Below are 25476 nucleotides of genomic sequence, written 5' to 3' on the forward strand. Positions count from 1 at the left end.
ATCCGTCCTTCGTTTGTTCTGCATCATCTGCTGCAAGCCTTGGCAGGGAAGGCGGGACTCGAACCCACAACCTACGGTTTTGGAGACCGTTGCGCTACCAATTGCGCCACTTCCCTATCGGAACTTCCCACCAGCCTACTCGGCAGGGAGGGAAAACCGCCAAATCGCAAGTCTAGCCTAAAGGGTGGATTGCGTCCAACCGTGTTGTCCCGAGAGCATTTTGCCCAGAAGCCGGATCAGGCGCTGACCCAGTCCCCAAGGCGCCGCATGCCCTCGGCCAGATCATCGTCGGCCAAAGCATAGGAAAAGCGCAGGCAGCCGGGCGCGCCGAAGGCCTCACCAGGCACGGCCGCCACCTGAATCTGCTCCAGGATGGTCTCGGCCAGCTCACCCGAAGTAGAGCAGACCATGCCTTCCGGACCCACCGGCCTATTCAGCAGGGCGGTCACGTCGGCAAAGGCGTAGAAGGCGCCCAGGGGTTCTGGGCAGGTCACCCCTTCCATAGCGTTCAGGGCATCCACGATAGCCCGCCGACGCAGGGCGAAGGCCGACCGCATGGCCTCAACGTCTTTCAGGCCCCCGGTCAGAGCTGCCAGGGCCGCCTGCTGGGATACGTTGGCCACGTTGGAGGTCATATGCCCCTGAAGCTTGGCAGCCGCCTGGGCCACTTGCAGGGGTGCAACCAGCCAGCCTACCCGCCAGCCGGTCATGGCATAGGTCTTGGCCACACCGTTGACCGCGATCAGCTGATCGCGCACCTGGGGCACCAGAGCGCCCGGATAGGGGGTGCTCGCCCCCTGGTAGGTCAGATGCTCATAGATTTCGTCACTGATCACCCAGATCTGGTTCTCCATGGCCCAGCGGTCCACGGCGGCCACCAGGTCGTCGTCCCAGACCGCTCCGGTAGGATTGGCAGGCAGGTTGAGAACGATGGCACGTGTACGCTCGGTTCGGGCCGCCTCCAGCTGCTCCAGGCTGGGGATATAGCCCTGGTCGGCTCCACTGAGCACCGGAACCGGCCGACCGCCAGCGAGCAGAACCATCTGGGGATAGCTGGTCCAGTAGGGTGCGGGAATGATGACCTCATCGCCGGGGTTCAAGAGGATCTGGAAGGTCTCGTAGACGGCCTGCTTGCCGCCGTTGGTGACCACCACCTGGTCCGGGTCGATTTGATAGCCCGAGTCGCGCATGGTCTTGTCGGCGATGGCCTGTCTGAGCTGGGGCAGGCCTGCTGTGGGCGTATAGCGGTGATTTCGCGGATCCAGACAGGCGCGGGCCGCCGCCTGCACGATATGGTCAGGCGTGGGAAAGTTGGGCTCGCCGGCGCCGAAGCTGATCACATTCATGCCTTGGGCCTTCATGGCCTTGGCTTTTGAATCCACGGCCAGAGTGGCACTGGGGGCCACTGCATCTATGCGTCTGCTCAGGGTCTGCCATTGCGCCATAGTCATGTTGCTATGGTACTGCCTGGCACCCCCAGGGCTGTGCTCAGACCAGGACCAGAGAGTCCCGATGCACCAGCGGATGGGCATAGTGGGCGCCCAGTCGGCGGCGGAGCTCCTTGGTGTTTAGGCCCAGCATGTCCTGGGCCTCCTCGGAATCGTAGCCGGACAGGCCCTTGGCCACCTGGCGGCCAGACGCATCGTGGATCCAGACAGGATCCCCGGCCGAAAACTCGCCCTGGACCGATCTGGCGCCAGCTGCCAGCAGGCTGGCCCGGCCGCCGCGCAGGGCTTTGACAGCCCCCTGATCCACCAAATAGCCGCCTCGGGGACGGGAGGCGAACTTGATCCAGAGCCGATGCAAAGAGCCCCGGGGATGAATGGGGGCGAAGAGGGTGCCCACCTGATCGCCGGCCAGGGCAGGGCCTGCGAGGTCGGCGCAGGTCAGGACCACGGGCATGCCGGAGGCCGCAGCAATGCGGGCCGCCTCCAGCTTGGTGGACATGCCCCCGGTCCCCAGCCCGGAGACGGACCCCTGAGCATCCACCTGGTCCTTGATCGCTGCCACATCGGGCACGAAACCGATCCTGCGCGCCCCTGTCCTGGATGGGGGTTCGGTGTAGAGGGCATCCACGTCAGTCAGCAGGACCAGGGCATCGGCACTGACGATGTTGGCGATCAAGGCCGAAAGGTGGTCGTTGTCGCCGAAGCGAATCTCGTTGCTGGCCAGGGCATCGTTCTCGTTGACGATGGGAATGGCCCCCAGATCCAGCAGACGGCAGAGGGTGCGTCGGGCGTTGCGGTACTGGACAGCATGAGTGGTGTCACGGGCGGTGATCAGAATCTGTCCAACACGCAGGCCATAGCGGGCGAAGGCTATCTCGTACTGGGCCATGAGCAGACCCTGGCCCACCGAGGCCGTAGCCTGCTGGGTGACCACGTCACCAGGGCGTTCGTCGAATCCCAGGGCGCCGAAACCAGCTGCGATGGCTCCGGAGGTGACCAAGACCAGGCGAGCGCCGTTGACGGCCGCAGAGGCCAGGGCGCCCACCACCGAACGCAGGCGGCCAAGGTCCAGGTGCCCATGGGGATCGGTCAGGGAGCTGGATCCTACCTTGACCACCATGGTGCGGGCCTGGGCCACCCGGGAACGGACCGCGGCCTCGTCGGATCCCTCCCCTCCGGTCATTGTCCAGCCTCCTCCGAACCGGCGGCTTCCGCTTCTCCGCGCCCTAGCAGGCCCTGCCTGTCGTGGGGATCGTCGTCCACGGAGGGGTCGGCCCAGTGCCCTTGGCGCCGCTCTTGCTCCATGACCTGGCGCACCGCCTGTCGGGCGTCCATCATCTGGTGGTACTGGCGACGGCGTTCGCTGTTGGTGCGGCGGCGGTTGAGCCCCTGGCTCTCCTCCAGACGCAGGTCACGGCCCCGGGCCACCTGGGGGGTGCCATCCAGCATTTCGGCGCCGGCCGCCACACTCGGATCCCAGTCGAAGGCCACCGCATCGTCGCCCGGACCGATGCGCACCTCGTCCCCAGGTCTGGCTCCGGCCTTGCGCAGGGCATCCTCCACGCCCATCCGAGCCAGGCAGTCAGCCAAATAGCCCACGGCCTCCTCGTTGTCAAAGTTGGTCTGGCGAACCCAGCGCTCGGGCTTGGCTCCGCAGACCCTGAACCAGGTCTGTCCGGACCGGGTCTGATGCCGCTCAAGAGTGAAGTCCCCGGACTGGTCGGCATTCCTGCGCCGACGCTCCAGGGGGCGGATGACCACGCGCTCCTCATGCCTGGCCTCCTCTTGCTCACGCAGCTGCCTGCGCAGGCGGTCCACCAGACCAGCCAAGTAGTACCCTAGTTCCTTGAGCCCCTGATGCGAGGCTGTGGAGACTATGAAGACCTTGAGACCCAGAGCCTCGAAGTCAGGACGCACGAATTCGGCCAATTCGCGAGCCTCCGGCAGGTCGGCCTTGTTGAGGATGATCACCCTGGGCCGTTCGGCCATGGGGATGACCCCCAGCGGAAGCTCCAGGCGGTCGGCATAGCGGGAAAGCTCCTCCTCCAGGGCCCGATAGTCGCTCATGGGGTCCCGATCAGGCTCCAGGGTGGCGCAATCGATGACGTGGGCGATGATCTCGGTGCGCTCGATGTGCCTCAGGAACTCCAGCCCCAGGCCCTTGCCCTGGGAGGCCCCCGGAATCAGCCCTGGCACGTCGGCCATGGTAAAGCGGCCCTCCCCTGCCTGGACCACGCCCAGGTTGGGCACCAGAGTAGTAAACGGGTAGTCGGCGATCTTGGGCCTGGCCGCGCTCATGGCCGCCACCAGGCTGGACTTGCCTGCGCTGGGGAAACCTACCAGGGCCACGTCGGCGATGGATTTGAGTTCCAGCACCAGGTCGCGTTCCTGCCCGGGATCTCCCAGCAGCGCGAAGCCGGGAGCCCGCCTGGCCTTGGTGGCCAGGGAGCGGTTGCCCAATCCGCCCACGCCACCTTGGGCCGCCACGAACCGGTCCCCCACATGAGCCAGGTCAGCCAGGCGCTCGCCCGGCTGCTTGCGCTGACCTTGGCCTCCCTTGGCGGTGAAGACCACAGTGCCCACGGGCACTGGCAGAATCAGATCCTGGCCGCGGCTGCCGTCCTTGTCGCCGCCCAGACCCATGGTGCCCGATTCAGCCTGGCGGTGCGGCAGGAAGCGGTAGTCCAGCAGGCTGGTGGCGTTGGCGTCGGCCTGAAAAATGACCGAGCCGCCCTGACCGCCGTCGCCACCATCGGGCCCGGCCAGGGGCTTGTACTTCTCGCGGCGGATGGAGGACGCCCCATTGCCACCGTCGCCACCCTTGACATGGACGGTGACCTGATCCACAAATGCACTCATAGGGGCCCATGGTACTCAATCCTGTCTGACATGCGGCCCCTGAGAGCTGAATGCCCGGCATCCCCATACATTATGCAAAAGGCCACCCCTATGGCAGGGATGGCCCTTGGCCGATACCGATCAATCAGGCGGTAAGCACGTCAACAACCTTGCGGTCACGCCGGTTGGCGAACCGAACGGTTCCGTCCGCAAGGGCGAAAAGGGTGTGGTCCTTGCCCAGGCCGACGTTCTGGCCGGGATGGAACTTGGTGCCACGCTGGCGAACGATGATGTTGCCGGCCACTACGGCCTCGCCACCGAACTTCTTGACGCCCAGGTACTGTGCATTCGAATCGCGCCCGTTGCGTGAGCTGGACGCGCCCTTCTTATGTGCCATGTCTGGTTCCTTTCCTACCTCGAGCTAGGCCCTCAGGCGATGGCCGTGATCTTGACCACGGTCTGCTTCTGGCGGTGGCCCTTGCGGCGCGCCACACCGGTCTTGTTCTTGAACTTCTGGATGTTGATCTTGGGGCCCTTGGCCTCGTCATCCACGACCTCGCCCTTGACGGAGATCTTGGCCAGATCCTTGGCGGCCATGGTCACCTTGGATCCATCGACGACCAGCGCGACCGGAAACTCGACCGACTCGCCCTTCCTGGCAGCCAGACGGTTGACCGTGATCTGGTCACCGATCTCGACCTTCTCCTGATGGCCTCCGGCCTTCACAATCGCGTACATAGCCCTACCTTGCCTGTTGTCCAAAGCTGTATGCGTCCGGCATCCGAGCCCTGCCATGAGATTGACGGACCCGTCCAAACACCAGCTAACCAGTATAGAAGCAAACACACCGCGTCGTCAAATGCGCCTGCCCCGCCGACAAAACGGAATTCAGTCTATGACTCCTTGGCGACATCCGCCGCCCCAGCCTGGGCATCGTCCTCGTCCGATGCCGCCTGGGCCGCCGCAGCGATCCTGGCCAGCTTGGCCTTGACTGCAGGTGTCGAGCCTGTGGACAAGGTCTCCTTGGGAGAGGAGCCATGCCCATGCTTGTTGGTCTTGACGAAGGGGTCGCCGCCCTTGACCGCGTATGGATCGGCATAGGAGGCGGAGATGGTCGGCTTGTCGTGGAGGATGAAGCCTCGGCCATGGCAGGTGGGGCACTCCTCGGAGAAGGCTTCGACCAGACCCTGGCCCACCCGCTTGCGCGTCATCTGGACCAGACCCAGGGAGGTGACCTCGGCCACCTGATGCTTGGTGCGGTCCCGGGCCAGGCACTCCACCAGGCGGCGCAGAACCAGGTCACGGTTGGCCGGCATGACCATATCCACATAGTCGATCATGATCATGCCGCCTATGTCGCGCAGACGCAGCTGCCTGGCGATCTCCTCGGAGGCTTCCAGGTTGCAGCGGGTCACCGTCTCCTCCAGGGACTTGCCCTTGCCGATGAAGCGACCCGTGTTCACATCGATGGTCGTCATGGCCTCGGTGCGGTCGATGACCAGGGATCCGCCGGAGGGCAGGTAGACCTGACGCTCCATGCCCTTGCGCAGCTGGCTGTCGATGCTCCAGCGGTCGAAGACGTCCTTGCCCTGGTGCTCGGCAGGATCCCAGTGCTCGAGCTTCTCCTCCAGATCGGGGGCCATGGTCTCCAGGTAGTTGCGGACCCTCTCATAGACCCCCTGGCCCTGGACCACGAGCTTGGCGAAGTCGTCGTTGAAGATGTCACGAACCACGCGGATGGCCACGTCCGGCTCGCCCTGCAGGAGCTTGGGGCGCTTGCCGTGCAGGAACTCCTTGCGCTTGTCCTCGATCTTGCTCCACTGACGCTGCAGGTTCTCCAGATCCTTGGTCAGGGCCTCCTCACTGGCTCCCTCGGCCGCAGTTCGGATGATGACGCCCATATCCTTGGGAGCCACCCTGGAGACGATGCTTTTGAGGCGGGAACGCTCACGGTCGGGCAACTTGCGGCTGACGCCGGTCATACCGCCCGAGGGCACCAAGACCAGGAAACGGCCAGCCAGCGTGACCTGCGAGGTCAGGCGGGCACCCTTGTGGCCTATGGGATCCTTGGTGACCTGGACCAGCACGGGATCGCCGGACTTGAAGGCCAGCTCAATCCGGCGTGGCTGGCCCTCCAGACGGGTGGAGTCCCAGTTGACCTCGCCGGCGTAGAGCACGCCGTTGCGGGCCTGGCCGATGTCCACGAAGGCGGCCTCCATGCTGGGCAGGACATTCTGGACCCGGCCCAGGTAGATGTTGCCGACAGTGGAGACCTCCTGGATGTCGGAGACGTAATGCTCGACCAGGATGTCGTCCTCAATGACCGAGATCTGGGTATGGTGCTCTTTCTCGCGCACCACCATCAGACGGTTGACGTTTTCGCGGCGGGCCAGGAAGTCCTGCTCGACCAGCTGGGACTGACGTGAGCGCTCGCGGCGGTTGTCCCGCCGACGCTGCTTTTTGGCCTCCAGGCGGGTGGAGCCCTCCACGTCGGTGATTTCGTCGATATATTGCTGCTTGCGGGAACGGCGGCCGCTGGGCTCCTCTGGCTCGCCCTCGGCAGACTTGGAACCCCTGCGCCGGCGACGACGACGGGTCAGCGGGGCCTCGTCCTCGTCATCCTTGTCCTTCTCCTGCTCGTGCCCGCGACGGCGGCGGCGAGTCAAAACGGACTTTTCAGAGTCCTCATCATCGCCCTTGGAACGGCGACGACGACGGGTGCGGGTGCCGGGCTCCTGCTGATCCTCGTCCTGCTCCTGATCCTCGTCGACCACGAAAGTGATGCCCTCGTGGCCCAGATCCTCCTCGATGCGCTCAACCTCGTCAGCGGCCCGGCGCTCCTCGGCGTTGAGCCTTCGGGAACGGCGTGAACCGCCCTCCGAAATGCTCCTGGACCTGCTGCGGCGGGAGGTCTTGGGCGATTGCTCGGCATCCTCGTCTTCGTCATCCCGTTCCTCACGTTCATTCTGCTCAGGCCGGGAGACGGGTATGACGGGCTCCTGGAAGAGCAGGGATGTCATAGGACGGGGGCGGGAGGCGCGCGGGCGCTCATCCTGTTCCTCGGCCTTCCGGCCTGCCCTCTGGCTGCGGCCCGAGGTCAGTGCCTCCACAGCCTCAAGGGCACGCTCCTGACGCTCCTGATCAGGTTCACCCTCCTGGGCATGCTCCTCGGTGCGTCGACGGGCAGCAGTTCGGGTGCGACGACGAGTGGTCGTCCTAGTCGGCTTGGACTCGCTCTCATCCACCTGAGCGTCCTGACCGGAGTGATCCTGCACGCTCTGATCGGCCGCCTGATCCTCCTTGGGCTTTCGGGTGCGACGACGACGGACGGCGGAGGGCTTGCGCTTCTCGGCCTCGACTTTCACGGGCACGTCAGCACCGGCAGCGCCAGCCACCCTGACCACACGCCGTCCAGTGCGGCGACGGGTGCTGGAACTGGTGGTCTCCTCGACCGGCCTCTCCTGTCCATCGCTGATGGTGGATCTATTATCCTGGGTATCCTGGGTATCCTCGGTATTCGTTTTTTCGGGCACAATGCTCCTTGCGGCACGCCGCCTCGCGCCGCTCTCACGGTCTCGATCCGTCCTCACGCTGCACTCTCACTGCAACCGCGCACCTGCGTACGCCCGATCGAAACGCCTTGGCAAAAAGTCTTCCTGACGCAGGCGGACACCGACGCCCGTACGGATCACTGGGTCTCCATCCGGGGGGATCAACGCCTACGCTGCAAGTGGTCAGGCAGAACCACCATCCTCTAGTATGGCACAGATCAGCGGCCTCCAGGTCCATTGAGCCACTCGACCAGTACCGACTCCAGCCGAACCAGGTCATCCAGGGGCGCCTGTTCGTCGGCCTTGTGGGCCAGTAAGGGGTTTCCTGCACCCAGGTTGACGGCTGGTAGGCCAAGGGCTGAAAACCGCGCCACATCGGTCCACCCCAGCTTGGCGCGAGGCTGATGGCCCGTGGTCCGGGCGACCAGGTCCGCCAACGAACGCGCCCAAGGCGAATCAAGGCCTGGACGGGCGGCGGGCGATTCATCGCACATGCGCACCGAGAATCCCTGGAAGACCCCGCCCAGAGCCATATGCTCGCCATTGCCCAGCTCAGCGCCCGTCCCCTGACCCATCATCAGCTCCTTGGCCTGGGCCAGACTCTTGTCGGGTGCAAACCGGTAGTTGACGTGCACCCGGCAGCGGTCGGGAATGACGTTGGTGCCCAGGCCGCCCTCGATCATGGTGGCGTTGAGCCCCTCCCGATAGTCCAGGCCGTCCACCCGCACCGTGGCCGGACGGTACTGCTCCAGTCGGTCCAGAATGGGCGCGGCAGCGTGGATGGCATTGCTGCCCATCCAGGCCCGGGCGGAGTGGGCCGTCGTGCCGTGGGTGATCAGATCGAAACGCATGGTTCCGTTGCAGCCGGCCTCGATGGCACAGTCAGTGGGCTCGCCGATGATGGCGAAATCCCCGCGTACCCAGTCAGGATGGGCAGCCACCACCCGGCCCAGCCCGTTCAGATCGGCCTGAACCTCCTCATGGTCGTAGAAGACGAAGGTCAGGTCATAGACCGGCTCCTGCAGAGTGAGCGCAAGGTGGAGGAAGACGGCATCCGAGGCCTTCATGTCGGCGGTGCCCCGGCCGTACAGCACCCGGGAACCGGGGTGGGCGGCGGCCAGGTCAGCGCGGATGTCCGGAGGGCCGGGCTCCAGCCAGCGCGGGGGCAGGTTCCCATCCACAGGCACGGTGTCCAGATGCCCGGCAAGGACGATACGGTGGGGACGACCCAGCTGTGTGGAGGCCACCACCGTGTCGCCCAGCCGTCGGACCAAGAGATCAGCCCGTGAGGACAGGGCCCTTTGGACGGCATCGGCCAGGGGGCCCTCCTGACCGCTGACCGAGGGCAGGGCGGTCATGGACTCCAGTATCCTTGCCAGGGCCTGGGCAGGTTCGGCCCCTCGGACGCCGGAGAGAAGATCAATATCCGTCTGTACGTTCTTGGCCATAGTGCCATGCTAGCGGGCCGAAGGAGCGCGGATGGACCTACAGCCGCAAGCATGATGCCCGGGTGGCACAATGGGGACGACGGAAGCGGTGGCCCTCCGCCTGGGAGGCCGCCGTCCACCATGCGAGACGAGGAGGATGCCGGAGTGCCTGGACTGCTCAGTGCCATGGAGGGGTTCTTCATCATCGGTGTGGTCATAGCCGTGGGTTATGTGGCCGCCCGCTTCGATGTTGGCGGTCCCACGGCCCAGCTGGTGCTCAACAAATACTCATTCTTTGTGTCAACGCCCTGCCTGATGTTCGCCATCCTCTCCAAGCAGAAGCTGTCGATTATCTTCCACCCCAGCATCATCGTGGCTTTCCTGTCGGCGGCGGCTGTGGGACTGCTCTTCGTGGCCCTGAACGCAGCCAGCTTCCACCTGCCGGCTGCAGAAGCCACCATCGGCGCCCTGGACTCCCTCTATTTGAACTCCAACAACATCGGGCTGCCTGTAGCCACCTATATTCTGGGCAATCCCTCACTGGTGGCACCCATCCTGGTCATGCAGCAAGCCCTGTTCACCCCAATCGGGCTGACCGTCCTGGACGCGACCACCTCTGGCAAGCTCTCGGTCAAAACCATACTCAAGCAGCCCCTGAAGCAGCCCATCCTCATCGGCTCCATAGGCGGCATAGTGGTCTCAGCCATCAGCGCCCAAGCCGGTCGTTTCATCATCCCCGACTTCGTCTACAAGCCCATCGACATGATCGGACAGTCGGCCGTGCCCATGATCCTCATGGCCTTTGGCATGTCACTGCGGGGTTCACGGCCCATGGGCCGGGGCGCCGACCGTCGTGCCACCCTCTGCGCGGTGATCCTGAAGAATCTGGTCATGCCCATAATCGCCTACCTGCTGGCCCGGTTCATGATGGGCTTCAGCGGAGCGGAACTGTACGGGTGTGTGGTTCTTGCGGCCCTGCCTACAGGCCAGAACGTCTACAACTACGCGGCCCGCTACGAGGTGGGAACCACCTTCGCCAGGGACGGCATCCTGCTGAGCACGATCAGCTCGCCCGTGGTCATCGCCTTGGTTGCACTGCTCCTGAGCTGACACGCCGGACCAGGCCTTCTGCTCAGCCTTCGGCCGCCAGGGTCTCCAAGCGTTGCCGGAAGTGCGGCCAGTCCCGTCCGAAGGCCTTCAGAAGGGGCAGGCCGGTGACCTTGTCCAGATCCACCCATTCCAGGGCAATGCTCTCATCGTCATTCATGCGAGGCTCTACCTGGTGGCCGGGACGCTCGAAAGCCAGGATGGTCGTGTAGCCCCAGGGGCCGTGGTCCTCCAGGTAGGAGCCCACAACCTGAATGTCCTCCGGGCGGATGTTGGCCTCCTCATAGCTCTCGCGCAGGCCGCCCTCCAGGGGATTCTCCCCGTCGGAGATGGCACCGCCAGGCACACCCCAGGTGCCTCCTTCGGCGCTCCAGCGGGCCCGGTGCTGCAGAAGCACGCTGACCGGCGCACCCGTGCGGGCATCGAGCCGGGCCAGCAAGACTCCGGCAGCCCCGTTGAGCCCCCAGTGCCGCTTGCCGCAGGCGCAGTTCACCCATCCATCGCCAGGCTGATGGACGTTTTCCACGGGGGCGACCAGGCCTTCAGGACCACGCGTCGATCCGTCTGCCCCCTGCCGCTTGGGCAGGACCCTTCGGGCCCACAGGTCAGGCCAGGAGACACCCAGCTCTTGGGCCAGGGCGCGCAGAGTGGGCATGCTCAATCCCATCACCCCGCTGGGATCGCCCTGGATGCATTGGATGAAGGCGCTGCCCAACCCTTCCAGGGTGAAGGATCCGGCCACCTCAAGGGGCTCGCCGGTGGCTGTATAGGCCTGCATGGATGCCCGGTCATAGTCTCCGAAGGTCACTTGAGCGCTGCTGACCGCTCGGGCCCGTCGGCCGGTGGCCAGATCAATCAGACAGTGGCCGGTGACCAGGGTGCCGGTTCGGCCACGCATGGCCATCAGCCGCTTTAGAGCACGCTCCGGCTGGTGAGGCTTGCCCCTGACGGCGCCGTCCATGCTGAAAAGCGAGTCACACCCCAACAGGAGAGGTCCGCGTCCGGCGCCGAACATCCCGCCCCAGGACCCGATGACCTGGCCCATGGGATCCTTGGAGGATGCATCCGGATCATTCTGTCTCAGAGGCCTGAACGTGACCAGATCGCCCCGCGAGCGCCTCTCGGCATCCTTGACGGCATCCATGGTGCCTTGGACAGCCGAAGCCTTGGCCTCAGCCAAGACGCTGACCCGTTCGCGCACATCCAGGTCATCCGGGCGACAACCCAGTTTACGAGCCCGTTTCGCCAGCACAGCCGGCTCATCCACCTTTGAGGGTCGGATGATGGGGTCAATGCCCGCCTGGATCAGGAGCCGATGCCTGGAGGGAGAGGATGAGGCCAGGATGAGCGGGATATGCCTGTCTTCAACGTTCACGATTGCCTTCCTGATCCCGTTCCACCTGGACCCCCTTGCGATCAACGTCCAAGGATAGGATCCGCCAACGGCCGGAATCCAAATAGTCCTTGGCAAGGGTCCGCAGCTCATTGTCAGCATCCCCGTAATGCAGGACGATAATGCAGGGCCCGGCTCCAGAGACCGCCGCCGCATAACCCTGACGACGCAGGAGCTGCAGTAGCTTGGTTGAGGAGGGCATGAGCCCGGCCCGGTATGGCTGATGGAGCCGGTCCTGGGTGGCTACGAAGAGCAGCGCATTGGCCTTTGCGGCCTGTTGGGCTGCGTCAGTTCCCAAGTCATCCAGTGACCCAGGGTTCAGAGCGCCGGGAATCAGGGCAGCCCGTGACAGGTTGTGAACGGCATCCGCATAAGGCACCTGTTTGGGCAGGGCCTGTCGGGCCTTCTGTGTAGACAGATGGGCGCCGGGAACAAAAACCGTGGCTTTGACGGCTGGGGCCACCTTGTAGCGCAGGGTGTGGTAGCCGCCCTCCAAGGGCGCGCCCCCGGCGATGGGCAGGGAACCCACCCCCTCGCCCGTGGCCAGATCATAGGAGACGGTCAGCCCCCCGTAGACAGCTGGCGCCACGTTGTCGGGATGCCCCTCGATCTGGGCAGCCAGCGCAAAGACGGCATCACGGCGCAGGGAACCGGCATGGGCGAAGGCCGCAGCCGCAGCGATCCCGGCCACGATGGCCTCGGCGCTGGATCCCAAACCCCTGGCCTGGGGGATGCGGTTGACGGCGCGCATGATGAAGCCGAACCTTGGCAGCCCGAAGACCTGGCAGGCCCGCCTGAAAGCGGAGACGACCAAATGGGTCTCATCTCGGGGCAGGGCCCGCTCCCCCTCCCCCTTGATGACCACATAGGCGGTGGTGTCGCCCGTGTCCACGGAACGGGTGAAGACGATCTCGTCATGGTAGTCCAGCGCCAGGCCGACCGCATCGAAACCTGAGCCCAAGTTGGCGCTGGTGGCTGGCACACGCACCCGAACAGTAGACGGGCCCTCAACGGCTGCGGCCATCATTGGGCCTGCCGATCGAAGACGCGCAGGATGGACGCCTGCCCGGTGACCGAGTCGAAGGCGGAGATCCGTTCGACCACCCGCCGCAGAGTCACCTCGTCGCACAGGTGCGTGACCACGCGCAGTTGCTGTATTTCGCCGCTGTAGCCCGGGTCATGCAGGGTGGGCTTGATGTCCTGGTTGACTCCATTGATGGAGATGCCCGCCTCGGAAAAGACCTGGGCGATGGCCGCCAGCACGCCGGGCTTGTCGTGAATCAGAAAACGGACGGCGAAGGCGGCACGGGATGAATTCAACGGAGCCATGGGGATATTCGCGTACATGGGAACCCGCGGGCCCATGCCATGCTGGAATATGTGGCGAGCCTCGGTGACTACGTCCCCCACAACCGCTGATGCCGTGGGCGCCCCGCCGGCACCCCGACCATAGAACATGAGGTCGTCAGCGGCCTTGGCGGTGACGAAGACCGCGTTGAAACTGCCATGGACCGAGGCCAGAGGGTGGCTGTCGGGGATCAACGCCGGGTAGACCCGGGCGGAGATGCCCTGTTTGCTGCGTTCGGCCACGGCCAGAAGCTTGATGACCCGGTGCTCGGTCCGTGCGGCTGCGATATCGTCAGCGGTGATGGCGCGGATACCCTCCACGGGAACATCATCCAGGCGCACATCGGTGTGGAAGGCCAGCGTGGCCATGATGGCAGCCTTGGCGGCTGCATCCAGCCCGTCCACATCGGCAGTGGGGTCCGCCTCAGCAAAGCCCTTGTCCTGGGCATCGCGCAAGGCCTGATCGAATTGAAGACCCTTGGTGGTCATCTCATCCAGAATGTAGTTGGTGGTCCCGTTGACGATGCCCACCAGGCTGGTGATGACGTCGCCCACCAAGGACTCGCGCAAGGGCCGCACAATGGGGATGGCCCCGCCCACGGCCGCCTCGAAGTAGATGTCGACGCCCCGCTTCTCGGCAGCCTGGTAGAGCTCAGGGCCGTGCTGGGCAAGCAGGGCCTTGTTGGCGGTGACCACGCTGGCGCCAGACTCGATGGCCTTGAGCAGCAGGGTGCGGGCCGGCTCAATGCCGCCGATCAGCTCGATGACGATGTCCGCCCGGGTGACCAAGTCCGCTGAGTCTGTGGTCAGCAGGGACGGATCAATCCAATCAGCCTTGACCTTGTCAGGATTGAGGACAGCGATACCCACCAACTCCAGGGGACGACCCACTCGGCTGGCCAGGTCCTGGCTCTGCTCCACCAGGAGGCGAGCGGTCTGGGAACCCACGGTCCCTGCCCCTAGAAGTGCTATGCGGATAGGCCTGAGGGCCTCCTGCTGTTGCGCATTCTTGGGCATATGGATCCTCCATCCGCCCCAACGGGGCCGGTCACCGTGTGTTGCTCCATCTTAGAAAGCCAATCCGACACCCGTATCCACACCAACGGCCGCTTTCATCCGAAGCGGGATTCATCCTTGGTCCAAGGCCAGCAGGTCATCCATGGTTTGCCGCCGCATCATCAGATGGGCGCCGGACTGGTCCAGGCCCACCACAGGAGGGATCAGGGCCTGGTTGTAGTTGCTGGCCATGGTTCGCCCGTAGGCGCCGGTCACCGGCACCAGGAGCAGGTCACCCCGGCGGATGTCCGCCGGCAGAGGCACATCCTGCACCAGGATGTCCCCCGATTCACAGTGCTTGCCCACCACACGGACCTGGATCCGGTCCCCGCTGCCATGCCTGTTGGCCAGGACAGCGGTGTATTCGGCCCCGTAGAGGGCCGGACGGATGTTGTCGCTCATGCCTCCGTCAACTGAAACGTAGGTGCGCACGCTTCCGTCAGACAGGGGGACGGGCTTGACGGTGCCCACCCGGTACAGGCTCATGCCGCAGGGTGCCACAATCCAGCGGCCGGGCTCGAAGGCAATGACTGGCATGGGCATGCCCAGACGACGGTTGATGGCGACCATGTCGGCTCCCAGACTGGTCAGGGTCTGGTCCAGATCCATTCGATCCTCATCCGGAGTGTAGGGCACGGAGAAGCCTCCCCCCAGATCCACCTCGGGCATCAGGTATCCGTCGGTGGCCCAGAAGGTGTGCCGCAGCAGCATCATGCGCCGGGCGGCCTCGATGAAGGCCGAGGAATCATGGATCTGGGACCCGATATGAGTATGGATGCCCACCAGTTCCAGTTCCCGCTCGTGGGAGCGAATCTCCTTGAGCATCGCGATGGCCGGTCCGTCAGCCAAGACGGACATGGCCTTGATCCGGGCGGGATCAGCCGGTTCAGCGGTCCCGTCGGCAACCGAATACAGGGCTGAAGAGGAGGGCGAGAGCACGGAATCGCCAGGAGCCGAGGAGCCGTTCCCTTTCGTGGCCGCCGAAATCGCTGCCCCAGCCCGTTCGGAGGAACCAGGCTCAGGCCCAAGGTCCAGCAGGCCTACGTCGGTGCCCTGGGGCAACAAGGGGATGCCGAACTTCTGATCCTCGTGGGCAGTGGAAATATATTCGTGACCGCCGGCATGCACGCCCACAGTCACCCGGAGCATGACCTTGGCGCGACGCCCCTGGGCCCTTGCAGCAGCGGCAATCCGGACAGGCTCGTCAGGCGCATCGATGACGATGGCCCTGTAGCCCTCCCTTACAGCCAGGTCGATCTCTTGATCGGACTTGTTGTTGCCGTGCAGGACCAGGCGGCGGCCAGGTGCGCCGGCAGCACGAGCGATCAGCATCTCGCCCAGGGAGCAGGTGTCGATATCCAGCCCCTGGCGCAGCATGATTCGCACGGTCTCCTTGCTGAGGAAGGCCTTGCCGGCGTAGCTGACCCTGGTGGTCGCACCACCCAGGTCGCGCAGAACCGCCTGGCGGAAGGCCGAGGCCCGTTCCGCCATCATCGCGGTGTCCATCAAATAGATGGGAGTGCCGTAGAGCTTGGACAGATCACCCATGGAGCACCCGTGTATGGTCAGCATGCCCTGGCTGTCCCGCTTCAGAGCTCCGGGCCAGAACCCTTCGGGCCCCAGCCCGCACATCCCTGTTTCCATCGACGACCTTCCAGTGACCTTGGGGGTTTACATACGGTCCGGGGCCTGGACGCCCAGCAGACCCAGACCATTGGCGATGACCTGCTGCACGGCGTCATTGAGCCGCAGACGCGCCGCCGCACGAGCTGGCTGCGGGTTCCTGTCCTCATCCTTGTCCAAATCCGCGCGGCCAGTAGGCTCCATGGGCACCACGCGCTCCAGGTTGTACCAACGGTGATAGACCCCAGCCAGCTGCTCCAGGTAGTGGGCCACCCGATGGGGCGCCTTCTGATCGCCGGCAGTCTGAACCACATTGGGATAAAGGGCCAGGACGCCCAGGACATCATTGTCGGCGGCAGTGTCCAGCAGCGACAGATCGGCCCCGGACCGGTCGATGCCCGCCTGGGCTGCGTTCCGATCCACATTCCTGGAGCGGGCGTGTGCGTACTGCACGTAGTAGACGGGGTTGTCGTTGGTGTGCGAGGCCAGCAGGTCCAAGTCGATGTCCACGCTCTGGTTGTAGTCGGTGCGGGCCAGGGAATACCGGGCAGCATCCACGCCCACGGCATCCACCAGGTCGTCGATGGTGACCACGTTGCCTGCCCGCTTGCTCATGCGCACGGCCTGACCATCCTTGATGACGTTGACCATCTGGCCGATCAAGATCTGCATGTTCACGCCTGGAGTATCACCGAAGGCCGCGCAGATGGCCATCATCCTGCCGATGTAGCCGTGATGGTCGGCACCCAGCATGTAAATGGCTTCATCGCAGGGATCCTTGGCCCTGCGCCGCTTGTCCAGGTAGTATGCGATGTCGGCCGCCACATAGGCTGCGTGGCCGTCGGACTTGATGATCACCCGGTCCTTGTCGTCGCCGTAGGTAGTGGAGCGGAACCAGGTGGCCCCGTCCTTCTCGAAAATGTCGCCCTTGGCCCGCAGCTCGTCAATGGCCCGGTCCACCTGGCCGGACTCATACAGGCTGTTCTCATGAAACCAGACATCGAAATTGACCCGGAAGTCGCGCATGGACTGCTGGATTTCGGCGAACATCATGGGCACAGCCCGGGTGCGGAAGGCCTCGCGCTGGGGGCTGTCACCCTCGGCACCGTCCTCGTCGCGCACTCTGGGCATGGCCAGGATGTCCTGCCCTTCGTCGGCAGCCTCCTTGACCACTCGAGAGGCAATCTCGTCAATATACGAACCCTTGTAGCCGTCAGCAGGCACAGGTTCGCCGTGGGCCGCCGCCACCAGCGAGCGGGAGAAGCGGTCGATCTGCGTGCCATGGTCGTTGAAGTAGTACTCCCTGACCACCTTGGCTCCATTGGCCTCCAGGACACGGGCCATGGAGTCGCCCACAGCCGCCCACCGCGTGCCGCCGATATGGATGGGACCCGTGGGGTTGGCCGAGACGAATTCCAGATTGAGCGTGCGCCCGTTCAGGTGATCGTTGCTCCCATAGGCTGGGCCCGCCTCCAGGACTGCATCGACCACAGCGGCCGCCGAAGCCGAATCCAGGGTTATGTTGATGAAGCCGGGCCCGGCCACATCCACCTGGGCGATCCCCTCGGCCTCTCGCAGTGCCTCAGCCAGAGCCTGACCCAGTTCGGCAGGCCTCATGCCAGCCTTCTTGGCCAGCTGCATGGCGATGTTGGTGGACCAGTCCCCGTGGGAACGGTCCTTGGGGCGCATGACCGCCAGATGGTCGGCGTCAGGAACCATGTCGGGCTCCAGGCTTCCCAGGCGGCCTGACTGGGCCATCTGGACGGCGGTCGAAGAGATGATACGGGCAAGTGCTTCAGGACTCATGACCCCAAGTCTAGCGACATCGGAGACCAGTAGCCGGCCTGTCTCAGGCCAGAGCCACGACCTCGATCTCGACCAGGGCCCCTTTAGGGATGTCCGCACCGCCAAAAGCCACGCGGGCCGGCCGCACCGAGCCGATGAAAACCTGGGAGTAGGCCTGGTCCACCTGGGTGAAATCCTCCACCCGCCGCATAAGAATGGTGGCCTTGACCACCTTCTCCATGCCGGTGCCGGCTGCATCCAGGATGTTCTTGACGTTCTTCAGGGCCTGGGTGGCTTGGTCAGCCGCAGTGCCCTCCACCAGCTCGCCGGTGTCCGGGTCGATGCCCAGCTGTCCGGAGACAAAGACAAAGCCCCCGGCCTTCACAGCCTGGCTGTAAGCCCCCAAGGCCCGGGGCGCATATGGCGTGCCGATCTCTTCCGGTCCGTCTTCCATGAGTCCGTCCTTTCTTCAGGTCCGCCGCACCCATGCCGGGCCGAAGCCCCGGGCGGACACCGTCCACTATAGGAGTCCCCGCCCGGCAGAAGCGGCACCAGTCTCAGCCCTTGCGAGCCTCCTGACCCATCCAGTAGGCCAGGGAGCGCAGATCGCCGGCCTCGTAGGTCTTGACGAATTGCTCGACCTGGTCCGGATCCGAGCAGGTCTCCGGGAACCGCATGTAGCGGGTATCCAAAGGGCTGGCTCCTGTCAGCTTGACGTCAATGACCGAAGATCTGTCGGCCTTGCGAGCCTCGGAGAAGGCGTGGCGGGCATCGGCCACCGTGCGCACTGTAAAGCCCAAAGCGCCCATGCCCTCACCGACCTTGGCCCAGTCAGTGTCGGGCAGATCCACTCCGCTCAGGGGCTGGTGGCTGTCGTCGCGCTGCTCGGCCTCGATATAGCCCAGAGAACGGTTGGAGAAGACCACGTTGATGACCGGGGCATTGTATTTGAGCTGGGCCAGCACCTCCTCGCCGAGCATGGCGAATCCGCCGTCGCCGCTCAGGGAGTAGACGGTCGATTCCGGATGCTCCAGCTTGGCAGCCAAGGCAGCCGGCACGGCGTAGCCCATGGTGGCATGCTTGCCGGAGACGGTCCAGCGGTTGGTCGGCTTCAGATGCAGCAGACGCAGGAAGTCAATGTCCACATTGCCCACGTCGGGGATGACAATGTCATTGTCCTCAAGCTGCTGATCGATGACGTGGTAGACAGGCTCGGGCCGCAGGGGTGTGCTGGTGTCTTCGTTAAAGGAGGCCAGCCACTGGTCCCAGTTCTCCTTGCTGCGCAGGCAGGCCCTGTAAAATACGGACTCCTCTTGGTCCTGGCCAGCGGCGGTTATTGCCTTGAGGGCCTCGCGGGCATCGGCTTGGATGGCCAAGACTACGTTGGCCTGGAAGCGCTTGCCCAGCTTGACCGGGTTCAGGTCGATCTGGATGACCTTGGTGCTGGGAGTGACGAACATGGACCCGAAGGGGTTGTCCGAACCCACCCAGACCGTCAGATCAGAAGTGTAGATGGCCTCCGTAGCGGTCTTGGTGGCCACACGGCCGGCCGACTGCAGATAGGCAGGATAGGTGTCCTCCACAATCCCCTTGCCCGGGAAGGTGGAGACCATGGGCATCTTGAAACGCTCGGACATGGCGACCAACTCATCGCGGGCCCCGGCAGCGCCTTGGCCAAAGTAGAGCAACGGAGCCTTGGCGGACTGAATGATCTCCACCGCCTTGCCGACCTGGTCGGCCGCGGGCTTCAGAGGCTCTGACTTGCGGAAGTTAGGCGCAGATGCCACCGGTCGGTCGTCAATCTCGGCCCAAGCCAGGTCCTTGGGAATGATGACCACGGAGACCCCGTGGCTGGCGTAGGCGCGGCGGATGGCCTCGTCTACTAGGGCCGGCAGCCCCTGAGCGTTGGTGGCGGCCCGAGCGAATACGGCCACATCGGTAAAGATAGGCACCTCATCCATGGCTTGGAAGAAGTCCATGTTCATAAAGGCCTGGGGCACCTCGCCCACCAGGGCCAGCACCGGCACGCCGTCCTCACGAGCATCATAGAGGCCGTTGAGCAGGTGGACAGCCCCTGGGCCAGACGAGCCGAAGCAGACACCAATCCGGCCGGTCAGCTTGGCTTCGCCGGCAGCAGCCAAGGCTCCAGCCTCCTCATGACGGACCTGGATAAAGTCGATGCGCTCGCGCTCGTTGTGGATGGCATTCATCATGGAGTCGAAGGAACCGCCGGGCAGGCCATAGATGCGCGGCACCCCCCACTGCTCCAGGACGTGAAGGACAGCATCCCCTGCATTGATTCGATTGGCCATGTGAACTCCTTTGCTTCACTGCGGAAAGGAGGCTTCCGCCACAACGCGGAAGCGTCGGTCCTCCCCAGCGTTCGGTCTTACTCCTTCACTATGGCACCTGAGAACGAGGATACAAACAGGCCAAGGGCCATGTTCCTCAAAAGCTTAGTGATTCACCACACATATCGTGGCGCATAGCGTACGCTTATTTCATCCAGCAAACGCCATGATCATGATCCCGGGCTCAAGGACAGCCGGGAACCGTATAAAGAAACCCCGGCGCTCTTCCTTGCCGCAGAGGTTTCGCCTTGGTGGGCTCGAAGGGATTCGAACCCTCGACCTTCTGTTCCGGAGACAGACGCTCTATCCGCTGAGCTACGAACCCGACAGCCACTTTCCAGTGGACAACAGAAACCATACTAGGACACTTTGCGCATTTTCGCACCCTTGCGCGTCCTGACGTGTCAGTACAGTTCCAGCCACTCCCGGCGTGTTGCCGCACGATTCCGGGCAATTCATAGGTATCGTGATGGCATGGCTTCGTGTCACCGCCCCGGTTGCGCCATTGCATCCTCATGCGGTGGCGCGAAGCCGCCAACATTCCCGGATGATCTTCTCTCGGGATAAGCTCCACTGTAGTTCCTTCACTCGGCCATCACAAGCGGCCTTCACATACTTGTACAACTCGAATGGGCTGTGAACAGCAAACGGTGGCTGCAACCGGCCTACCGTACCATGGGAAGCATGGCCATGAATGAGGACGAGGACGATTTCGAGTTCGAGCGCAGATTCTTCTGCCAGGACCTCCCCCAGGAGCTGCTCGGGGAGAGTCGGCCGACCCTGATTGTGCAGAGCTACTACGTGCATGAAGACAACTTCGCCCTGCGGGTTCGCCTTCAGGGACAGATGGACCCGGAGGTGCCCATGACGGCCCGAACCGATGCCCTTCACACCCTGCTTGAGAAAGGCGACCACTTCGAGGCTGCCTCAATGACGGCCAAGGGCCCCTCTGTCGGCGGCACCCGCTACGAGGCCGAACGGGCCATAGACCCGGGCATCGCCCTCGAGCTGGTTCTGCGCGGCGGCATCCCCATTGTGAAGAACCGATATGGAGTCTGGTTGGACGAGGACTGGTGGAACCTGGATGTCTTCGGGAACGGCAATGCCCCCCTGGTGGTGGCCGAAGTGGAGCGGACCGGGCCGGTGACCGACCTGACCATCCCCGACTTCTGCGCCACGGAGATCACCGACGATCCGCGGTTCTCCAACGATGGGCTGGCCAACCGCCCCTTTGGTGACTGGGCGACCGACTTTGACCGGGAACTGAAGACCAGCGGACCGCGCTTTCTGACCAACTTCGACGGGAACCGCGAGTCCTGACCCAGGACCGGTTCAGTACATCAACGTGGACAGACGGCGACGTGCCTTGGCCAACCGAGGATCAGTCGGTTCAGGAATAACGAAGTACTCCAGCAGACGACGGCGGACGGGATCGGTCTGATCCCGGTGCCCGGCCAAAAAGTCCAGTAGACGATCGAAAGCATCCTGAATCTGGCCACCGATCATATCCACATCGGCCACATCCAACTGGGCCTGCAAGTCATCAGGAGCATCGGCAGCCGCCTGACGGACCTTGCGGACATCGGCCTTGGCCGAACGGGCCATTAGCAAGCACTTGGCCTGTTCACGCTTGGCCAGATCGTCGGTCGAGTCGGCCTGAACCAGCTTGCCGTAGGCCTCGGCTGCAGCTGCATAGTCGCCCTCCTGGGCCAGCCGGTGGGCCTCTTGATGGGCAGGCGGGATGGCATCAGCCGCTGACTGGCTGCTCTGCTCGTCCTGTCCCTGGTCGTTGGTCTCCTGGTAGGGGGCGCTACCGTTGATGCCGGCCTTCTGCGCCATCTGAATCACCTGGGGAATGAGCTGATCGGTGATCTGGTTCATCTCCTCATCCGAGGGCAGTCCCTGCAGAATAGGCATGGGTCTGCCGGCCAGCAGGGCAAAGAGGGCCGGGGCGCCCTGCACCTGGAAGGTCTGGGCGATCTGCGGATTGGATGCAATGTCAATGCGGGAGAGCTGAATACGCCCCTCCTGGGCGTTGACGGCCTGGGCCAGACGGGTGGCCAGAGGGAAGAGGCGGTCGTCGGTGGGCACCCAGAGCAGGATCAGAATAGGGAAGGTAGAAGAGGTCTGGACCATGGCCTGGAAACTGGCCTCGGTGGTATCGATCACGTAGCCGCCTGCAGCGGGCGCGCCTCCCTGCTGGCCTGGCTCAGCATCAACCTGGTGCTTGAGCGCGCCCAGGTCAACCGCTCCCGCCAGCGAGACGCCCGGATGCCCCTGCACGTTCTTGTTAGCCATGTCAGTCCTCCTTAACCTTGCGGCCGCCGACTGCAGCTTCGGCCCGCCCTCGAATGCAAACTCCTGGAAGCCAATCTAGTCCAAGGCCCGGGCGTTCACCCAGCGCAATCCCGCCGTTCAGACAGCTTCCACCTTGACGGGCTCACGCTCGGCGCCCACGGCCCTGATGGGCTCATGCGAGTCCGCCGAAGGCACGTAGAGGGCAATCACGTTGACGTAGGTGACCTTCATGGTACTGGTGGGCTTGCCCTGCCCAAAGAGGGCCGTTTCGGCATCCGAGGCAGGCGAGGATTCACGGCCCTCACCTGCCTGCCTGGTCCAGACCGAATCGATTCGGGCCACAACCAAGTCGCCTCCATCAGAGGAGTGCATGACCCGCAGCTGCCCCTGTGCCGGGGTGAAGGTCTGCGATTGGCTGCCCTTGTTGGCTTCGATCCCCTGCTGAACCACCTGAGTCAACGTGCCCAGGGAGTTGCGGAAGTCATCCTGGGCGAACTCCTTGGCATACTTGCTGCCCTGGGAATTCTGCAGGAGATCGGCATATTGACGCACGGCCTCCACCGGCGTAGCCTTGAGCCCCTGATCGTCGCCCTGCCCCATCCTGGCGCCGATAGTGGCCACCGGGAACTTGGGCAACTGGGCTCCTTGGAAAAGCCGGGCCACGCCCCAAAGCTTGTAGTTCTCATGGGCGGACTCCTGATCCAGAACCAAGAGGCGTTTGGACTGCTGATCCTGCGTGGTAGTGGTAATGGAAAAGACCGAGCGTGGCCACCCCGGATCGCCAGGGATGACCGTCTGAGCGATGGTGGTAGGGATAGTCGTCTTGGGGTCCAGCTGCCCGGTGGCCCGGGCTATGGTCAGCTCGCTGGTGCGGATCTCCAGCTGGGGGCCGCTGACTCGCTGGTCCAGCCCGGCAGGGTCCTTGGCCTCATTGGCCTGGTCCAAAACAGCCCCGATGCTCTTGCGGATACGGGCTTCCTGTGCCGGGGTCAGGTTGGGCGCGGGAGCAGTGGTTGCAGTGCTCTGTGGCTCTGTCCGGCGGGCCTGCGGAACCTGCCCTTCGCAGGCGGACAACCCAGGCAGAAGGGCCAGGGACAAGGTCAACGCCGCTGCAGCCGCCACCTTGTTCATCGGCTTGTTCGTACTCATCGGCGCTCTTCCTCCCCCTCGTGGGCAAGCCTGGCCAGGTAGGAGGCCATCTCCTGTCTGCTGATGACCCTGGTGGACGACACATCGTCGGCCTCCCGATCGCCGCTGACGGTGCGGCCGTCGCCATCCTCCTGTTGGTCAGCGACCAGGTTCCGATTGCGCGGATCAATCACCACAGGCGGCCTGGGTGGAGGTCCCGGGTCCCCCTGCCGCGCCTGGCCACGAGCGTGGCGCCGACGCCGGCCTGAAGCCGGGCTATGCCGGTTCCCCAAACCAGGCAGAATGGCGTTGCCCAGGGCCTGGGCCACGCTGACCTCGGGAGGCTCCTCAGTCTCCTGTTCAGGTTCGACCTGCTTACGGCGCTTGGCCGGATCCATGGCGAAGACCGTAGCCGAAAGAACAGCCAGCAGGGCCAGAAGCCCGCCGGCAAAGTAGAAGGGCATGGCGAAGTCGGGCAACTTGTCACGTTGCCAGAGCATCTCCAACCCCAGGGAATGGGCGCCCTGGGGAACCGCCACCAGTAGGACGGCCTGCGGATCTTCGGTCTTCAGGGACATGGAGACGCTGCTGTCGGAGCAGGTGACCTGTTGCCACATATCCGAATCCTGAAAGGCCACGCCCTGATCACCTTTGACAGCCTTGCCTGGACTGGTGTCCCTGCCGACGGACAGGGTCTGCCAATCGTCCAAGCCGCGCACCCGGGCCACATCATGCCCGGCCGTCCAACCAGCTGCATCCTTGGCCGTGGTCAGGGCCATACAGACAGTAGGCTTCTGTGAACTCTGATCTGCTGACACGGAAGTCCCAGTCGATGCCGCATCCACTCGCATGGTCACTTTGCTGTCCACCAGGGGAAGCACACCTGGATCGGTCACCACATAAGCTGCCTTGGTGCGCGCATGCGCATCCACATGAGCCGAAGGCTTCCAGACCGTGGCGTTGAGAATACCCAGCACAATGGCCGTTACAGCCAGCAGTCCGAAGATGGGGGTGACGATGCCGCGCATGATCATGCTGTGACGCGAGGGCTTGCCAGGCCGCGTCATCTCATCTTTTTCCTCGGGTACTTGCTCCATATTATCGACATTCTACCGTCGGCCCCCTATGAGATGGTTTCCAGCACCGGGAAATCATCCATAAGCCCTAAACTAGTTTTCTATGACCATCATTGCAAGAAAATCAGGCAGCAAGCGTCTGCTGGGCGCCATGACCGCTCTTGTCCTATGTCTTGGACTGTCAGCCTGCAGGGGGAAATCCGACGGGGGCGGGCACCCGGGCGACACCATGCAAGGCGTATCAGCCAGCGGCAAACTTGGCAGCAAGCCCGACATCAGCTTCAAGACCCCTTTCAAGGTCGAGAACCAGACCCATCAGGTCATCCAGGAGGGCAACGGCGAGGTCATCCGCGACGGGGACCGCGTATGCACAAGGAGCCTGGCCCTGGATGCCAAGACCGGCAAGGTGATCAACTCCACCTGGGACAAGAGCAGTCCGGAGTGCTCCATCGTCATCAGCAAGAAAGCCATTCCAGCCTACTATGACACCTTTAAAGGCCTTAAGGTCAACTCCACCGTGGCCGTAGGCATCGATGAGTCGGGCTCTGGCAGCAGCAAGACGACTGACTCCTATATCATGACCCTGACCTTCGTCTCCCGGTCCAAGAACCTGGCCCGCGCCCAGGGACAGAAGGTGACCAACCTGCCCAGCGACCTGCCCAAGATCAGTCTGGACGACAAGGGCAAGCCCACCTTGGATCTCAACGGCTATAAGCCCAAGGGAGGACTGGTCATCCAGCCCCTGATCAAGGGCGAGGGGGCCAAGGTCGGCGAGCATCAGAGCATCAGCGCCAACTACACCGGTTGGCTGGCCTCCGACGGCAAGCAGTTTGACTCCTCTTGGGACCGGGGTCAGGCCAGCGACTTCAGCCTGGACCAAGTGGTCAAGGGCTGGCAGCAGGGTCTGGCCGGCCAGACAGTGGGCTCTCAGGTTCTTCTGGTAGTTCCGCCTGACCTGGGCTATGGCAGCCAGAAGCAGCAAAGCATCCCAGCCAATTCGACCCTGATTTTTGTGGTCGACATCCTGGCCGCCTACTGATCCGGCAAT

At 63.9% G+C, this 25476-nt stretch carries 20 protein-coding genes and 2 tRNA genes; 3 read left to right on the forward strand and 19 right to left on the reverse strand.

What is annotated here, in order from left to right:
• Positions 1–40: 40 nt before the first annotated feature.
• The 8 genes from GYM67_RS07835 to dapE form a co-directional block, all read right to left on the reverse strand.
• Positions 41–116: transfer RNA gene (locus tag GYM67_RS07835), tRNA-Trp, on the reverse strand.
• 120 nt (positions 117–236) lie between these two features.
• Positions 237–1445: a pyridoxal phosphate-dependent aminotransferase gene (locus GYM67_RS07840; RefSeq protein WP_220237464.1), complete on the reverse strand. Its 1209-nt coding sequence runs from the start codon at positions 1443–1445 to the stop codon at positions 237–239.
• A 43-nt stretch (positions 1446–1488) separates the two neighbouring features.
• A complete protein-coding gene (gene proB / locus GYM67_RS07845) occupies positions 1489–2631 on the reverse strand; it encodes a glutamate 5-kinase (RefSeq protein WP_220236343.1) in 1143 nt (380 codons plus the stop codon).
• Positions 2628–4307 carry a GTPase ObgE gene (obgE, locus tag GYM67_RS07850; RefSeq protein ID WP_220236344.1) on the reverse strand — a complete coding sequence of 560 codons (1680 nt, stop codon included), beginning with the start codon at positions 4305–4307 and terminating at the stop codon, positions 2628–2630. The genes proB and obgE overlap by 4 nt, the downstream gene beginning before the upstream one ends.
• A gap of 124 nt (positions 4308–4431) precedes the next feature.
• Positions 4432–4683: a 50S ribosomal protein L27 gene (rpmA, locus tag GYM67_RS07855; RefSeq protein ID WP_220236345.1), complete on the reverse strand. Its 252-nt coding sequence runs from the start codon at positions 4681–4683 to the stop codon at positions 4432–4434.
• Between the two features lie 32 nt (positions 4684–4715).
• Positions 4716–5024 (reverse strand): 50S ribosomal protein L21, encoded by a 309-nt coding sequence (rplU, locus tag GYM67_RS07860; RefSeq protein WP_220236346.1) that lies wholly within the window; start codon positions 5022–5024, stop codon positions 4716–4718.
• A gap of 155 nt (positions 5025–5179) precedes the next feature.
• Positions 5180–7819 carry an Rne/Rng family ribonuclease gene (locus tag GYM67_RS07865; protein ID WP_220236347.1) on the reverse strand — a complete coding sequence of 880 codons (2640 nt, stop codon included), beginning with the start codon at positions 7817–7819 and terminating at the stop codon, positions 5180–5182.
• 236 nt (positions 7820–8055) lie between these two features.
• Complete coding sequence (gene dapE / locus GYM67_RS07870; protein WP_220236348.1) at positions 8056–9285, reverse strand: succinyl-diaminopimelate desuccinylase; 1230 nt, start codon at positions 9283–9285, stop codon at positions 8056–8058.
• A gap of 144 nt (positions 9286–9429) precedes the next feature.
• Here dapE and GYM67_RS07875 point away from each other — a divergent pair, with 144 nt between their 5' ends.
• On the forward strand, positions 9430–10374 hold the full coding sequence (locus GYM67_RS07875) for an AEC family transporter (protein ID WP_220237465.1): 945 nt from the start codon (positions 9430–9432) through the stop codon (positions 10372–10374).
• Positions 10375–10396: 22 nt separating this feature from the next.
• Here GYM67_RS07875 and GYM67_RS07880 read toward each other — a convergent pair whose 3' ends face one another.
• The 8 genes from GYM67_RS07880 to GYM67_RS07915 form a co-directional block, all read right to left on the reverse strand.
• On the reverse strand, positions 10397–11746 hold the full coding sequence (locus tag GYM67_RS07880) for a Maf family nucleotide pyrophosphatase (RefSeq protein ID WP_220236349.1): 1350 nt from the start codon (positions 11744–11746) through the stop codon (positions 10397–10399).
• A complete protein-coding gene (gene thrB / locus GYM67_RS07885) occupies positions 11736–12788 on the reverse strand; it encodes a homoserine kinase (RefSeq protein ID WP_220237466.1) in 1053 nt (350 codons plus the stop codon). The genes GYM67_RS07880 and thrB overlap by 11 nt, the downstream gene beginning before the upstream one ends.
• Positions 12788–14128 carry a homoserine dehydrogenase gene (locus GYM67_RS07890; RefSeq protein ID WP_220236350.1) on the reverse strand — a complete coding sequence of 447 codons (1341 nt, stop codon included), beginning with the start codon at positions 14126–14128 and terminating at the stop codon, positions 12788–12790. Before GYM67_RS07890 ends, thrB begins: the two co-directional genes overlap by 1 nt.
• Positions 14129–14239: 111 nt before the next feature.
• Positions 14240–15811, reverse strand: a complete 1572-nt coding sequence (locus GYM67_RS07895; RefSeq protein WP_220236351.1) for a diaminopimelate decarboxylase family protein — start codon at positions 15809–15811, stop codon at positions 14240–14242.
• A 27-nt stretch (positions 15812–15838) separates the two neighbouring features.
• Positions 15839–17596 (reverse strand): arginine--tRNA ligase, encoded by a 1758-nt coding sequence (gene argS / locus GYM67_RS07900; protein ID WP_220236352.1) that lies wholly within the window; start codon positions 17594–17596, stop codon positions 15839–15841.
• 43 nt (positions 17597–17639) lie between these two features.
• Positions 17640–18029 carry a Rid family detoxifying hydrolase gene (locus tag GYM67_RS07905; RefSeq protein ID WP_220236353.1) on the reverse strand — a complete coding sequence of 130 codons (390 nt, stop codon included), beginning with the start codon at positions 18027–18029 and terminating at the stop codon, positions 17640–17642.
• Between the two features lie 103 nt (positions 18030–18132).
• On the reverse strand, positions 18133–19887 hold the full coding sequence (gene spxB / locus GYM67_RS07910; RefSeq protein ID WP_220236354.1) for a pyruvate oxidase: 1755 nt from the start codon (positions 19885–19887) through the stop codon (positions 18133–18135).
• A 288-nt stretch (positions 19888–20175) separates the two neighbouring features.
• A tRNA-Arg gene (locus tag GYM67_RS07915) sits at positions 20176–20251 on the reverse strand.
• Between the two features lie 365 nt (positions 20252–20616).
• Between GYM67_RS07915 and GYM67_RS07920 the strand changes: the two genes are divergently transcribed.
• On the forward strand, positions 20617–21246 hold the full coding sequence (locus tag GYM67_RS07920) for a CYTH domain-containing protein (RefSeq protein WP_220237467.1): 630 nt from the start codon (positions 20617–20619) through the stop codon (positions 21244–21246).
• Positions 21247–21258: 12 nt separating this feature from the next.
• Here GYM67_RS07920 and GYM67_RS07925 read toward each other — a convergent pair whose 3' ends face one another.
• The 3 genes from GYM67_RS07925 to GYM67_RS07935 all read right to left on the reverse strand — a co-directional run bounded on the left by GYM67_RS07925 (position 21259) and on the right by GYM67_RS07935 (position 24449).
• A complete protein-coding gene (locus GYM67_RS07925) occupies positions 21259–22224 on the reverse strand; it encodes a tetratricopeptide repeat protein (RefSeq protein WP_220236355.1) in 966 nt (321 codons plus the stop codon).
• Between the two features lie 117 nt (positions 22225–22341).
• Positions 22342–23373: a DUF8094 domain-containing protein gene (locus tag GYM67_RS07930; protein WP_220236356.1), complete on the reverse strand. Its 1032-nt coding sequence runs from the start codon at positions 23371–23373 to the stop codon at positions 22342–22344.
• Positions 23370–24449: a hypothetical protein gene (locus GYM67_RS07935; protein WP_220236357.1), complete on the reverse strand. Its 1080-nt coding sequence runs from the start codon at positions 24447–24449 to the stop codon at positions 23370–23372. Before GYM67_RS07935 ends, GYM67_RS07930 begins: the two co-directional genes overlap by 4 nt.
• Positions 24450–24531: 82 nt before the next feature.
• Between GYM67_RS07935 and GYM67_RS07940 the strand changes: the two genes are divergently transcribed.
• Positions 24532–25467, forward strand: a complete 936-nt coding sequence (locus tag GYM67_RS07940) for an FKBP-type peptidyl-prolyl cis-trans isomerase (RefSeq protein ID WP_220236358.1) — start codon at positions 24532–24534, stop codon at positions 25465–25467.
• The last annotated feature ends 9 nt before the right edge of the window (positions 25468–25476 follow it).

Origin of the sequence: Bifidobacterium asteroides (assembly GCF_019469425.1) — a bacterium.
In the GTDB taxonomy this organism is placed as follows: domain Bacteria; phylum Actinomycetota; class Actinomycetes; order Actinomycetales; family Bifidobacteriaceae; genus Bombiscardovia; species Bombiscardovia asteroides_I.